Raw genomic sequence first — 13,178 nt, forward strand, 5'->3', positions numbered from 1 at the left:
GTCATGGCCTGCCCCTGTGCCCCGAGCCCATGACGGTGCGAGGCTCCTCGATCCCGGCATGGACCGACCGTGCCACCGCGCGGCCGATGGCGTCGGGTCTTTCGCCGCGGCCGAGGTGGATCGGCGGCGCGGACAGGCGGGGCAGTGCGCCGCCAGCGGCCAGATCGCGGCCGAGGCCGCCCGCCGCGAGCAGCCGCGCCAGCTCGGCCTCGACCGCCGCGCGAACCCGCGGCCCCTCGGCGGCCGTGACGGGAAGGCCGTCGAGCACCAGGCGCTCGATATGCAGCTCGATCCTCATGCGACCCTCGCGGGAACGGGGGGCGGCCAGCGGAAGTCCGGCTCGTGGATCGGCCGCTCGATCTTGCGCAGCTCGTTGCGCGCGGCGTCGAGGACGATCGGCATCGTCACCTCGCCATTCGCCTGCGCCGCGACGAAGGCGGCATTGAGCGCGATCGAGGCGATGTGCCCGCCGGCGAGGTCGAGCCGGGCGAGGCGGTCGAAGTCGAGGCCGCTGGTCGGCGTCGCGGCGGGGAAAGCCTTCTGCCAGATCGCGCGCCGCTCGGCCGCGCCCGGGAACGGGAAGTTCACGATGAAGCGCAGGCGGCGCAGAAAGGCGCCGTCGAGCGCGTTTTTCATGTTGCTGGCGAGGATCGCGAGCCCGCCGAAGGACTCCATCCGCTGCAGCAGATAGTTGACCTCGATGTTGGCGTAGCGGTCGTGGCTGTCCTTCACCTCGCTGCGCTTGCCGAACAGGGCGTCCGCCTCGTCGAAGAACAGGATCATGCCGCCGGCCTCGGCGGCGTCGAACAGCCGGCGCAGATTCTTCTCCGTCTCGCCGATATACTTGCTGACGACGGCGGAGAGATCGATGCGATAGAGATCGAGCCGAAGGTGATTGGCGACGACCTCGGCGGCCATGGTCTTGCCGGTTCCGCTCTCGCCTGCGAACAGCGCGCTGATGCCGAAGCCGCGGCTCATCTTCTGCGCGAACCCCCAGTCCTGATAGACCCGGTTGCGCTGCGCCACCTGGTCGGCGACCTGGCGCAGCAGCGCCTTCTCGGGGTCGGGAAGGACGATGTCGTCCCAGGTGGCCTTGGGCACGATGCGCTCGGCCATGGCTTCCAGCGTCGGGCGCGTGCGGGCGAGGACGGCGTGCCACAGCCGGTCGTGGTCGATCGCGTCGGCCGCGTCCGGGCCGCGACTCTCCTCGGCGATCTCGCGGATCGTGTCGATGTTCAGGCTGAACTGGCCGGCGAGGCGCGCGGGGCTGTCGCCGGCCTCGGCGCCGAGCGCCGCCGTCCAGGCCGCCTTCTGTTCGGCCGGCGTCGGCTTCGCGACATCGACGGACAGGCTTCCGTCCGGAAGCCCGTGCCAGGGCTCGCCCGCGTCGACGAAGACCAGGGCGTCAGCGCGCCCGAGGAAGCGCAGGAGGGTGGTCGCGGCCGCCCCTCGCTGGCCCGCCTGGTCGAACCCGTCGGTCTCCACATAGAGGGCCAGCGGCAGGAGCCGCCCCGCCCGGCGCCAGAGCCGCGTGAAGGTCTCGAGATCGGCCGGGCTGGAGGGCAGCGCGCTTGCGTGGATCCGGTACGGATGCACGTGCAGCGCGCGGCAGGCTGCGCCGGCCAGAAGGCGCTTGCTCGCCGCGTCCGCGCCGAGAAGCTGGACCGGCGGCAGGCTCCGGCCCGGCGTCGCCCGCTGCAGGCGTTCGAGGATCCCCTCGGCGATCCGGGCCTGCGACGGCGGCAGCTCGAGATCGGCCCCTGCCGTCGCCAGCGGCATCAGCAGCGGCGTCAGCCGGTCGTCGAGATAGGACAGGCCCTTCAGGTAATTGACGATCCATTCGTCGGCGCGCAGCCGGCTGACAGTGAGCGGCGTGCCCCCCGGCTGGCTGATCTCGACCAGGTGCCAGTAGCGGAGCGGGCGCTCGGGCGAGAGCGCTTCCCAGGCCGGCTCGTCGAAGATCGAGAGCGCCAGCGCGAAGGTCGGATAGGCGCGCTCCGGGTCGTGCTGCACGCGGGCGCAGAGGCCGGCGATCGACGTATCCAGCTCCATTGCTGCGCAGAGCAGGAGGATGTTCAGCTCGAACGGCGTGAGGCCGAGCCGGTCGCGGAGGGTTGCGAAGGCGGGGGGCGGCAGGGCCGCGTCGGACGGCGGCTGCTCCGACGCCGTCCCCGCCTGCGACCCGGCGGCCGCGGTGAGCAGGCGCGGTCCGGCCGGACCGGCCTCGAGATAGCTCTGCGGCCTGCCGCGGCGCTTGAACCAGCTCTGGCGCTCGGCCGGCCGGGCGGGCTCGGCCGCGACCTCTGGCGCCGCGTCGCCCTCGGCGCGACGCTGCAGCAGATCGCGGATCCAGCCGACCGCTGCCGACAGCGCCCGGGTGTTCTCCTCCTGCCAGGCCGCTGCGTCGCTCATGGGATCACGACCTTCTGCGTCTCGTCGAAGACCGGCGGGGTGACCGAGCGGTCGACCAGGCGGCTGTCGACCCCGTCGACCCTGAGTCGGTAACGGCGGGTTCCGGCGACGGCCTCGTCGATGGTGAATGTCAGCGTGTCCGTCTGTGTCGGATGCGGGGCCGCGGCGATCTCGCTCGACCCGAGCAGCAGCGTCGCCCGTTGCCCGGGCCGGATCTCGGGCGCGCAGGTCGCCGTCAGGGTCACCGGTCCGGGGGCCGTTCCCGCCACCGCGATCGTCGCGCCGGGCGCCAGCGCCAGCGGCAGCTGATTGGTGATCCGCTCGAAGGTCTCGCCGGCGCGGGTCACCACCACGCTCACCCTGTAGAAGCCGGCCGGCCAGCCGGCGGGCTGGTTTGGAATCGCGACCTTCAGCTCGGTCGCGGTGCCGCCGGCGGCGGGCGGCAGCAGGATCGGCGCCGGCAGCAGCGGATGCTCGAAGCGCACGGCGACGCTCGTGCCGTCGAGATGGACGCCGCTGAGCAGGATCTCCTCGCCGAGGCGGGCGGAGGGCTGGTTTCCCGGCGGGGTCACCGCATCGAGCGTCGGCAGCGGCGGCGACAGGTCGCCCTGCGCGGTGATGCCGGAATCGCCCTGGCCGCGGGCGAGGACCGGCAGGCCGGACCGCGTCGGACGCCGGCTCTCGATCAGCACGACCGAGGCCTGATAGGCGGCGGAAAGCCGGTAGGGCGCGGAGAAGCCGGTCCACAGCTTCGACAGCTCGTCGAGCGAGATCGGGTGTGGGGTCAGCCGCACGCGCTCGATCTGGCGGTCGAGATCGGCGTCCGGCAGCGGGCCCTGGGTGGCCAAGCGAATCTCCTCCGCGCCCAGGATCGGATGGTCGTGGAGGATGCTCATCGCGGCGCCCAGCAGCCTGTGGCCCGACGGCTTGGTGGCGTCGTTGCCCTCGCCATAGGCGGTGACCAGGTAGAACAGATTGAGCGGCAGCGGCGGGTGGCTGATCTCACCCGGCAGCACCTGGCGCGGCATGTCGGCATTGACCCAGGCGGCGCTGCGCACGACCTGGTAGAGGAAGAGGTTGACGCGGTTGTTCGTCTCGTTGTCCGGCCGAGCCTTGTCGAGCGGGCGCATCGTGACGTCGATCCCGCTGAACCCATCCTTCAGGCCCTGGAACAGGATCGACTGGAGCGTCGCCGTGACCGCCGCGATGGCATCGGTGTTGCTCACGGCTCACCTCGCCCTGTTTCGCAGATATTCGTCGAGGCTCATCACCGGCGACGGGCGTTCGGGGCGCGCCGCGTCGGACGACGGTGTGGCCACGGCCTTGACCTCGACCCTGCCGATGGTGACGTGAATCGCCGGCTCGCTCCGCTGCGCGCGCTGGGGCGGAGGCAGGAGGGCGGGCACGATGCGCGCTGCCGCCGGCGCCTGCAGGATCCCGCTCGCGGCCGGCGCGGGCCGGGCCGTCACCGCCGGCATCTCCCTGCGATCATGCTGCGTCGCCGCGTCTATGCCGATCGACTGGGGCAGGGGCGGTGCGGGGCCGCGCCGGCCCGCGGCCGGTCGCTCCTCCATCCGCTCGACCATGTCCGCTTCCGCTGTCTCCTCGATGCGCAGGGTGCGAGGCCTCGCCGCGATCCCCGCCGGCCGGATCGCGCGGCCGGGTTCCCTCGCCGTCGGGGCGGGCGCATCCCGTGTCGCCGCGAAGCCGTCCACCGGCTCGGCAGCGGGCGGCGCCGGTCGGCGTGGAGCGATGGAGGCGCCTCGCGCCGCCGAAGGGATGTCCGCCATTTCCGGCTGTGGGTCGGCGTGGCGGTCCGGAACGGCCGGGCCCGGCGCGACGCTTCGCGCTCCGGTCCGCCGCTTCCTGGGCGACTCCGGTTCCGCCGTCGCCGGCGGCACCTCGATGGCCTGAGCATCGACCTCGTCCACGCGTTCGCCAGAGCTCTCCTGCAGCGGCCTCTCCACCAGATCGGCTGCGGCCGTGGCCACCGGCTCGAACAGCGAGAGGGTTCTCGGCCGGAGCTGCCCTTCCGGTCGGCCGAGCCGTGCGGCGATGCGGGTCAGGAAGCCGGCCATGCTTCGAGCATCCCGAGATAGTGGCGCCGCCGGATCGGGCTGAGCGCGAGGATGTCGCGCTCGCTCCAGCCATAGGCCGAGGCGAGCCGGTGAACGTCGCGCAGGGTCCGCGCCGCCCATTCGCTGAGCTCGGCCCACAGGAAGGGCAGGATGTCGAAGGCGGCCTGCCACTGATGGCCACAGGCCGGGCAGGACAGGGCGAGCTGGACATCGGCCTGGGGGTCGAGCTCCGCAATGCGGTCCTCCACCGCCGCGATCACCTCGGCCGGCAACTGCGTGACCGCCGTCGGCTCGCCGGACCGGCTGGCCGAGGCGACGCAGCGGTCGAGCAGCAGGCGCCAGCGCTCCTCCGGTGTGGCGCGCTCCGCCGCTATCTGGTCGCGGCTGTTGAGCAGGCGGAGGCTCAGCGCGTAGTCCCCCCGGCTGATCTCCAGGGGCGCGCGGGCCGGCGCTGCGCGAAGCTGGCCGGTCGCCATCTCGGTCTCCAGCGTGTCGCCGCAGGCGGGGCACTCGACGAGCCCTGTGATCGTCCGCCCGAACAGCAGCTCGCGCAGGTCGAGAAGCAGGCCGTCGCGCACGCCGATGCTGAGATCGGCGGCTGTGTCGGCATCCATATCGGGGTGGACGAGCTCGAGGAGAGCCAGGCCGCGCGCGACGGATGTCTCGCCGAGCCCGCGCTCCCAGAGCGCCAGGAGCTCGTCACTGCCGGGACTGCGCATGGGTGTCGCCCTGTGGCTTTGTGCTTACCCTGTGGCGGCGAGCGTGGGCTCTTCCGGCTCGGGCACGGCGACGTCGCGCTCCCAGCCCTCGTTCTCCAGCTTGATGTGCTGGATGGCGACGGCGTTGGCGTTGGCGTCGAGATCGGGCAGCGCCTGGTACTCGGACACCCAGCACCGGTAGACCTTATAGGTGAGGGCGACCTGGCCGGCCTCGTTGTACACCTCGATCAGGATGTCCTTGCGGAAATCCTTGAGCGACACCTCGGCACCGAGTCCGGCCCCGATCCGCCACACCTTGCTGGCCCAGGCCTCGAATTCGAGGTCATGGGTGACGCCGCGCTCGAGCGTGATCGCATCGAACTCGCTGCGGCCGGGCGACTTGCGGCTGCTCGACGGGTCGCCGCCTTCGCGGTGCTTCACGACCTCGGTCGTGCGCTTCAGCATGCCGACCTTGCTCACCCCTGCGACGTACTTCCCGTCCCACTTCACGCGGAACTTGAAGTTCTTGTAGGGATCGAAGCGCTGAGCATTGACGCTGAACTGAGCCATGATCCCCTCCCGTTACGTCGCGATCTCGCCGGCGATCTGCTGGATCTTGATGATGACGAACTCGGCGGGCTTCAGCGGCGCGAAGCCGACGACGATGTTGACGATGCCGAGATTGATGTCGTTCTGGGTCGTCGTGTCCTTGTCGCATTTGACGAAGTAGGCCTCCGCCGGCGTCTTTCCCTGGAAGGCGCCCTGGCGGAACAGGTTGTGCATGAAAGCGCCGAGATTGAGCCGGATCTGCGCCCATAGCGGCTCGTCATTGGGTTCGAAGACGACCCATTGGGTGCCGCGATAGAGGCTTTCCTCGATGAACAGCGCCAAGCGCCGGACCGGGATGTATTTCCACTCCGACGCCAGCTGATCGGCCCCGTCGAGGGTGCGCGAGCCCCAGACGACCGTGCCGAAATTCGGGAAGCTGCGCAGGCAGTTGATCGCGAGCGGGTTGAGCTGGCCGTTCTCGCCGTCGGTCAGCTTCACGGTCAGGCCGGAGGCTCCGCTGATCGTCGCCTCCAGGCCGGCCGGCGCCTTCCACACGCCGCGCGCCGCATCGGTGCGGGCGAAGATGCCGGCGACCGCCCCGCAGGGGGCGAAGGGCGCGATCTGCCCCTTCTTCTCCGGGTCGGGCGCCCGGAGGAACGGAAAGAACAGGGCGGCGTAGGAGCTGCGCGTCATGAAGCCGGACTCGGCGCCCTTGATCGCCTTGGCGTGGCTGTCCCAGGCGATCAGCGGATCGACGATGAACAGCGCCCGCCGCTTCTTGCAATAGGCGGCCGCGGCGTCGCGCGTCTCCGGCTTGAGATCGGTGTCGGGCTGGAGCGGCGGGATGCAGAGCAGGTTGAAGAGATCCGCCTTCTCCAGCGCCCAGATCCCCTCCTTCTTCGCCTCGAGATCGGGTTTCGAGATGTCGTTGTCGGTGATGTCGCCACCATCCGCGCCGCTCTTGAATTCCGCCGAGAGCTTGGGATCGAGAATGGCCGGCTTCGTGGGGTCGGTGTCCTTGACCTCTCCGGCCACCAATTTCAGCTTGTCCGGCACGGTCCCCTCGACACGCACCAGGTTCGAGCCCTGCTCGAGGACGGTCTTCACGTGTCGCGGTGAGGCCGCGTCCGTCGAGAGGTTGAGGAACTGTTCGGTTGTGCCGGTCTGGCCGTCGAGGACGGTGAGATTGAAGACCGTGTCGTCGGCGCCGGAGACCGGCTCGATGCGCGCCCGCAGGGAGTCGCCCCAGGTGCCGGCGCTGGCCGCGACCAGCGTCAGGGTGCCCGTCGCCGGCGAGTCCGCCGCGCCGGGAATCAATTTGCTGACCGAGGCTTCCGACGCCTTTCCGCCGCTGCCGGCAACGCGGACGATCAGCGCATCGCCGCCGCCGTTCTGGAAGAACTGGGCGACGGCATAGCCGAGGGTCGATTCCGACCAGAGGCCGCCGAAGCTCCGCTCGAACTCGGCGAAGCTCTGCACCCGGACCGGGTCGTTGGGTGGCCCGCGGCGCGTTCGTCCGATGAAGGCGGTGATCGATGTGGCGACGCCTGTGATGGTGCGTACGCCGCTTGAAATCTCTTCGACATATACGCCGGGATAACTGACCACGGTCGGCATATTGCCCCTCCCTCAACGGGTTGTCCGTCGGTTGCAGCGGCCGCCTGTTACATCAAATTGAAGGACGCTATCGCCCCAGCTATTCCTATGGCCGATGATTGGGATTAAGATTACTTTGAATACTAGCGTTTATATTAGCTCAGAATAGGAAGCTACGTCAATTGGTAAATATATATGGCTAACGAAATAAGGCAATTGTCTAAAATTATATTCTAATCTGCTCTGTCACTGCGCTTTGAAGTGAGACTATCGCGCCGGTCGAGCAACGGCTTGTATTCTCGTCCAGTCAGAGCAGTGTGCCGGTTCATATGGCTTCTCCGTTCTAGACAAAAGAACCCGAGGCGAACCGCGGCTGTATCGAGAAATCGTCCAAACCCTGTATTCACAGATCCTTGGTCGATGAGTGTCGCAGGCCGCCTCGGCCAGCGCATCCCCTAAATGGGGGATGCGGGGCTTTCCAGGCGCTCTCAGTCGGCCGACACCGCGGGGGCTGCGATCTCCGGCGTTTTCGTCGGACCGCAGGAGGCGCGCTCGATGATTCGGCTCGTGATGTGCACGCGCAGGGAGATGTCGGGCGGAATGCGTCCGTTGATCCGGTCGTCGAGCAGGCGCACGCAGGCGGCCCCCATCTGCTGGCCGAAGACCTTGACGGTGGTCAGCTGCGGCGAGATCTGGGTCGCGGCGGAGTAGTCGCCGAAGCCCACGATCGATGCGTCTTCCGGAATGCGGTAGCCGAGCCGCAGAAGTTCGGACATCACCGTCAGCGCCAGCCCGTCATGGGCGCAGAAGAAGGCGGTGGGGCGAAAGCCCTCCGCATGCGCGGCGCGCAGATGCTCGGTGAAGCGCGTCTCCGCATCGAACTTCATCTCGCGGAACTCCACGTCGTCGTGTTTCTCCAGGACCTCCCGCAAGCCATAGAAACGCTCGACACGGCCGCGGTAGCCGGGTGTCCCGTGGACATAGGCGATGCGGCGGTGTCCGAGGGCCAGGAGATAGTTGGCGACGGCGGAGCCCGCCTCGTGATCGGTGCCGCCGACATGGTCCGCCTGCTCGAGCGGCTCGAGCCAGCCCTGGCGCACGATCGGCCTGCCGAGCGCATAGGCGCGGGCAAGGCTGTCGCGGCCATGCGGCCCGACGAGAACCGCGCCGGCGCAGGAGCGCACGAAGGCCTCGATTTCATCGGCCTGGTGGGTCCAGCGCATGTTGAGGCGGTAGCCCAGCCTTTGCGCCTCGGACTGGGCGCCATTCTGGATCAGCAGGTGAAGCTCGCTGTTGATCAGATCGGTGTCGTGGAAGATCACGCCCAGGGTGAGCGGCTCCGGCTCAGGGCTCGGGCGCGTGTAGCCGAGCTCGGCAGCCACCTCCTGCACGCGACGGCGCGTCTCCTCGGACACTCCGCTCTTGCCGGACAGGGAGCGCGACACGGCGAATTTCGACAGGCCCGTGCGCTGGGCGATGATCGCCAATGTGACCTTGGCCATTGCTGATCCTTGTTCTCAGCCGGTCCCTTCTAGCACCGGCGCATAACGCTACAAAAAGTTTTGCGCCGGCCTCTGTGATTCCTTCGCAGGCAGGAAAGGCCATCCGTATCCGAGCATGAATGCCGGGCGCACGGTTCCAAAATTTCTGGAACATAACGCTTTACCTAACAAAACGGCACATGCAAGCCTTCAACCTGTCACGGCCAATCATAACCGGCCGGACGGGGAGGAGACATCGAGATGGTGAGGTTGAGCCGCAGGGCTTTCATCGCCGCCAGTTCTGCTGTCGCCGGATCGCTCGCACTGCCCAGATTCGTCCGTGCCGCGGATCTCAAGGAATCCGCCTTTCTGAAGGGGCAGGTCGATGCCGGCACGCTGCCTCCCGTCGCGCAGCGACTGCCGGCAAACCCGCTGGTCATCACCCCTTTCGAGCGCCCGGGTCAGCAGGGTGGCGACTGGAAGCACGCGCTGGTGGGCGGCGGGTCGCTCTCCATGGTGGTGCGGTATCAGGGGTACGAGCCGCTCGTCCGCTTCAACCCGGACTGGTCGGGGCTGATCGAGAACGTGGCCGAGTCCTGGGACGTCAATGCCGACGCCACCGAATACACCTTCCGCCTGCGCAAGGGCCACAAATGGTCGGACGGACACCCCTTCACGACCGAGGATGTGCAGTTCTGGTACGACGCCTTCTTCACCGACAAGGACACCAATACCGGCGGCAACACCTGGTGGTACGCCAATGGCAAGCCCGCCCGGATCGAAGTGATCGATGAGACGACGTTCAAGGTCGTCTTCCCGTCGCCGAATGGATTCTTCGTGCAGAACCTCGCCTGGGCGCAGCAGGACCAGCTGACGCGCGCACCGAAGCACTATCTCCAGCAATTCCACATCCGATACAACCCGGACGCCGACAAGCTGGCCAAAGAGCGGGGGCTGGAGAGCTGGATCGCGCTGTTCCAGCGCGAGATCGGTTTCGTCGACGACAACACCTTCTTCCAGAACCCCAGCCGGCCGACGCTCAACGCCTGGATGTTCACGGTGGCGCCCGGGCAGAACACCGAACAGGCGCTGGCGGTCCGCAACCCCTATTACTTCAAGGTCGATCCGGAGGGCACGCAGCTCCCCTATTTCGACCGCATCGTCTACCAGATGGTGGCCGATCCCGAAGTCCTGCTGCTGAAGGTGCTGCAGGGCGAGATCGACATGATGGACCAGTACATCGCCACCCCGGCGAACAAGCCGGTCCTGTTCGATGGCCAGGAGAAGGGCGGCTACGGCTTCTACACGCTGAAGGAGACCGCCGCCAATGTGATGGTCTTCCAGCTCAACCTCAACCACACCGACCCGGTCAAGAACAAGCTGTTCAACACCAAGGAGTTCCGCCAGGCGCTCTCGATCGCCGTCGACCGGCAGGCGCTGATCGATGCGGTGTTCGTGGGGCAGGGCGAGCCGGCGCAGGCCTCGATCCGGCCTGAGGATCCGCTCTATGTCGAGCGGCTGGCGAAGGATTTCACGCAATATGATCCGGACACCGCCAATGCGATGCTGGACAAGATCATCCCCGACAAGGACGGGGACGGCTACCGGCTCGACGAGAACGGCCGGCGGGTGACGATCATCTTCGAGCTCGACCAGACCCGCACCACCTTCCTCGACATGTTCCAGCTGGCGGTTCCGATGTTCCGGGCCGTGGGCATCGATGCGCAGGTGCGCAGCATGGACCGCTCCCTCTGGGAGACGCGGGTCCGCCGCGGGCGCGACTTCGACGCGACGGCGCATCAGTTCGGGGCGAACAGCGGCGTCGCCGCCATGCTCGATGCGCGGTACTTCGTGCCCTTCCCGACCAACTCGCTCTATGCCCCCGGCTGGTCGCTCTACTATCTCGATCCGAAGAATCCGGACGCGATCGAGCCGCCGCCGCAGGTGAAGGCGCAGCAGGACCTCTACCGGAAGCTGCTCGCCACCGCCGATCCCGAGCAGCAGAAGACGCTGATGCGGCAGATCCTGGAGAATGCGGCGGATCTGTTCATGACCTTCGGCGTCAGCCTGCCGCCGGACGGCTACGGCATCGTCAAGACCACCATGGTCAACGTGCCGAAGACGATGCCGAACTCCTTCGGCTGGCCGACCCCCGGCCCGGCCCGGCCGGAGCAGTTCTTCAAGGCCTGATCGGCCCCGGCTCCCCTCGATCGACAACAGAGAGCGAGACATGCTGCAGACCGTTGCGCCATCGGCCGGAGGCCTGAGGACAGCCGACTGGTACAGGTCGGCGACGCGCTGGACGCAGCTCACCCTCGCCGAGGACGATCCCGTCCGCTTCGACCCGGAGTTCTGGATCGACCTGTTCCGGCGCAGCAAGTCGAATGCGACCTGTCTCAGCGCCGGGGGCTACATCGCCTATTACCCGTCGAAGGTGCCGTTCCATTATGTGAGCCGATATCTGGGCGACACCGACCCCTTCGGCGTGTTGGTCGAGGGCGCCCGGCGCCTAGGCATGCATGTCATGGCGCGCGTCGATCCGCACGCCATCCACCAGGACGCGGCCGACGCCCATCCGGAATGGATCGCGGTCGACAGGGAGGGCCGGAAGCGTCGCCACTGGGCCTATCCGAGCGTCTGGGTGACCTGCGCCTACAGCGACTACAACTTCAAGTTCATGCCCGAAGTGCTGCGGGAGATCACGCGCGACTACGACATCGACGCGATCTTCGCCAATCGCTGGCAGGGGCATGGCATCTGCTACTGCGACACCTGCCGGCGGAATTTCCGCGACGCGTCCGGCCACGACCTGCCGCTCGACGCCGATCCCGAGGATCCGGCCTGGATGGCCTGGGCGGCCTGGCGGCGCGCGGTGCTGAGCCGCCTCGTCGTCGAATGGGACGAGGCGATGAAGGCGATCAAGCCGAACACCAGCTTCATTCCCAATATGGGCGGCGCGTCGCTGATGGAGTTCGATCTGACGTTGATCGAACGGCACTGCCCGTTCCTCGTCGTCGACGATCAGGGCCGGCGCGGCACCGAGCCGATCTGGATGTCGGGCCGCAACGGCAAGCGCATGCGGGCGACCTTCCGCGAGCGGCCGGCGGTCCTCATCACCTCCATCGGGCCCGAGGAGAAGTACCGCTGGAAGGATGCGGTGACGACCGGCCCGGAGATCCGGTCATGGATGCTCGACGGCGTGGTGCAGGGCATGCTGCCCTGGTTCACGAAATTCAACGGCGTGGTGCCCGACAAGCGCTGGGTCGAGCCGGTCGTCGAGAGCTTCGGCCTGCACGCCGTGCTGGAGCCGGTGTTTGCGGCGACCAGGCCGGCGGCGGAAATCGCCATCCTCGATCCGGCCACCACCCTGCGCCACCATGGGCCGGAGACGCGCAAGGAGGCGGAGGCCGACGATCTCGGCTTCTACCAGGCGCTGGTCGAGGAGAAGCTGCCCTTCGAGATGCTGTCGGACCAGGCGATGACGCCCGAGCGGCTCGACCGGTTCAAGGTCGTGATCCTCGCCAACGCGACCTGCCTCTCCGACGCGCAATGCGCCGCGCTGGAGGCCTATGTGGCCCGCGGCGGCAGCGTGGTCGCGGCCTATGAGACCTCGACACGCGACGAGAACAACCGCCCGCGCGGGACCCTGGCGCTGGGCGGCCTTCTCGGCGTCAGGATGACGAAGCCATCCAGGGGGCCGGTCCAGAACAGCTATGTGGCGCTCAACGGCAGCCATCCGATTTCGGAGGGCTACGAGGGGGCGGAGCGCATCATCGGCGGCACGCATCTGATCGCCGTCGAGGCGGCGGCCGACGCCGAGATACCGTTCCTGTATGTGCCGGATTTCCCGGACCTGCCGATGGAGGAGGTCTATCCGCGCGAGGCGCCGAACGGCGCCGCGGTCGTGGCGCGCCGGCACCCGGATGGGGGGCGCACCGTCTACATCCCCTGGAACATCGGCCGGATCTTCTGGGAGGTGCTGACCGCCGACCATCAGCGGCTGATCGCGAACGCCGTGCGCTGGGCGCTCGGCAAGCGGCCGGATGTCGAGGTCAAGGGGCAGGCGGTGCTGGATATCGCCGTGCGCGAGGCCGAGGGCGAGCTCGCGGTCGCGCTGCAGAACCTCACCAATCCGATGATGATGAAAGGCCCGACGCGGGAGATCCATCCCGTGGGGCGGCAGGAGGTCTCGGTGGCGATCCCCGAGGACCGCTCCTTCTCCGCTGCGAGATTGCTCGTGGCCGGTGCGAAAGCCGACGCCCGGTTGGAAGGCGCACGCGTGATCGTGACCGTGCCGGGGATCGACCTGGTCGAGGTGGTGCACATCACCTGGGCGTGAACAAGGAGAGGGAGGGGCGCGGGCG

10 protein-coding genes are annotated in these 13,178 nt (G+C 68.2%); 2 read left to right on the plus strand and 8 right to left on the minus strand.

The window, feature by feature from the left end; all coding sequences use genetic code 11:
* Position 1: 1 nt before the first annotated feature.
* The 8 genes from KXR53_RS23545 to KXR53_RS23580 all read right to left on the minus strand — a co-directional run bounded on the left by KXR53_RS23545 (position 2) and on the right by KXR53_RS23580 (position 8,835).
* Complete coding sequence (locus KXR53_RS23545) at positions 2-298, minus strand: hypothetical protein (RefSeq protein ID WP_437377718.1); 297 nt, start codon at positions 296-298, stop codon at positions 2-4.
* A complete protein-coding gene (locus tag KXR53_RS23550) occupies positions 295-2,412 on the minus strand; it encodes an ATP-binding protein (RefSeq protein WP_437377719.1) in 2,118 nt (705 codons plus the stop codon). Before KXR53_RS23550 ends, KXR53_RS23545 begins: the two co-directional genes overlap by 4 nt.
* Positions 2,409-3,638 carry a DUF4255 domain-containing protein gene (locus tag KXR53_RS23555; RefSeq protein WP_437377720.1) on the minus strand — a complete coding sequence of 410 codons (1,230 nt, stop codon included), beginning with the start codon at positions 3,636-3,638 and terminating at the stop codon, positions 2,409-2,411. Before KXR53_RS23555 ends, KXR53_RS23550 begins: the two co-directional genes overlap by 4 nt.
* A gap of 3 nt (positions 3,639-3,641) precedes the next feature.
* Positions 3,642-4,490 (minus strand): hypothetical protein, encoded by an 849-nt coding sequence (locus KXR53_RS23560; protein WP_437377721.1) that lies wholly within the window; start codon positions 4,488-4,490, stop codon positions 3,642-3,644.
* Positions 4,475-5,209 (minus strand): hypothetical protein, encoded by a 735-nt coding sequence (locus KXR53_RS23565; protein WP_437377722.1) that lies wholly within the window; start codon positions 5,207-5,209, stop codon positions 4,475-4,477. Before KXR53_RS23565 ends, KXR53_RS23560 begins: the two co-directional genes overlap by 16 nt.
* A gap of 24 nt (positions 5,210-5,233) precedes the next feature.
* Positions 5,234-5,758 carry a phage tail protein gene (locus KXR53_RS23570; RefSeq protein ID WP_437377723.1) on the minus strand — a complete coding sequence of 175 codons (525 nt, stop codon included), beginning with the start codon at positions 5,756-5,758 and terminating at the stop codon, positions 5,234-5,236.
* A gap of 12 nt (positions 5,759-5,770) precedes the next feature.
* Entirely contained in the window at positions 5,771-7,354 is a 1,584-nt protein-coding gene (locus KXR53_RS23575) for a phage tail sheath family protein (protein WP_437377724.1), read from the minus strand.
* A 467-nt stretch (positions 7,355-7,821) separates the two neighbouring features.
* Positions 7,822-8,835 (minus strand): LacI family DNA-binding transcriptional regulator, encoded by a 1,014-nt coding sequence (locus KXR53_RS23580; protein WP_437377725.1) that lies wholly within the window; start codon positions 8,833-8,835, stop codon positions 7,822-7,824.
* A 240-nt stretch (positions 8,836-9,075) separates the two neighbouring features.
* Here KXR53_RS23580 and KXR53_RS23585 point away from each other — a divergent pair, with 240 nt between their 5' ends.
* Together KXR53_RS23585 and KXR53_RS23590 are read left to right on the plus strand one after the other, a co-directional pair.
* Positions 9,076-11,004: an ABC transporter substrate-binding protein gene (locus KXR53_RS23585; RefSeq protein WP_437377726.1), complete on the plus strand. Its 1,929-nt coding sequence runs from the start codon at positions 9,076-9,078 to the stop codon at positions 11,002-11,004.
* Between the two features lie 40 nt (positions 11,005-11,044).
* Positions 11,045-13,153 carry an alpha-amylase family protein gene (locus KXR53_RS23590; protein ID WP_437377727.1) on the plus strand — a complete coding sequence of 703 codons (2,109 nt, stop codon included), beginning with the start codon at positions 11,045-11,047 and terminating at the stop codon, positions 13,151-13,153.
* Positions 13,154-13,178 lie beyond the last annotated feature (25 nt).

The organism is Inquilinus limosus (genome assembly GCF_051487185.1).
Lineage (GTDB): Bacteria > Pseudomonadota > Alphaproteobacteria > DSM-16000 > Inquilinaceae > Inquilinus > Inquilinus limosus_F.

What these genes read in the sequence shown, in the direction of transcription:
- KXR53_RS23580 (WP_437377725.1), bottom strand. Translation starts at nt 8,835, where the DNA reads ATGGCCAAGGTCACATTGGCGATCATCGCCCAGCGCACGGGCCTGTCG.
- KXR53_RS23545 (WP_437377718.1), bottom strand. Translation starts at nt 298, where the DNA reads ATGAGGATCGAGCTGCATATCGAGCGCCTGGTGCTCGACGGCCTTCCC.
- KXR53_RS23575 (WP_437377724.1), bottom strand. Translation starts at nt 7,354, where the DNA reads ATGCCGACCGTGGTCAGTTATCCCGGCGTATATGTCGAAGAGATTTCA.
- KXR53_RS23585 (WP_437377726.1), top strand. Translation starts at nt 9,076, where the DNA reads ATGGTGAGGTTGAGCCGCAGGGCTTTCATCGCCGCCAGTTCTGCTGTC.
- KXR53_RS23570 (WP_437377723.1), bottom strand. Translation starts at nt 5,758, where the DNA reads ATGGCTCAGTTCAGCGTCAATGCTCAGCGCTTCGATCCCTACAAGAAC.
- KXR53_RS23565 (WP_437377722.1), bottom strand. Translation starts at nt 5,209, where the DNA reads ATGCGCAGTCCCGGCAGTGACGAGCTCCTGGCGCTCTGGGAGCGCGGG.
- KXR53_RS23550 (WP_437377719.1), bottom strand. Translation starts at nt 2,412, where the DNA reads ATGAGCGACGCAGCGGCCTGGCAGGAGGAGAACACCCGGGCGCTGTCG.
- KXR53_RS23590 (WP_437377727.1), top strand. Translation starts at nt 11,045, where the DNA reads ATGCTGCAGACCGTTGCGCCATCGGCCGGAGGCCTGAGGACAGCCGAC.
- KXR53_RS23560 (WP_437377721.1), bottom strand. Translation starts at nt 4,490, where the DNA reads ATGGCCGGCTTCCTGACCCGCATCGCCGCACGGCTCGGCCGACCGGAA.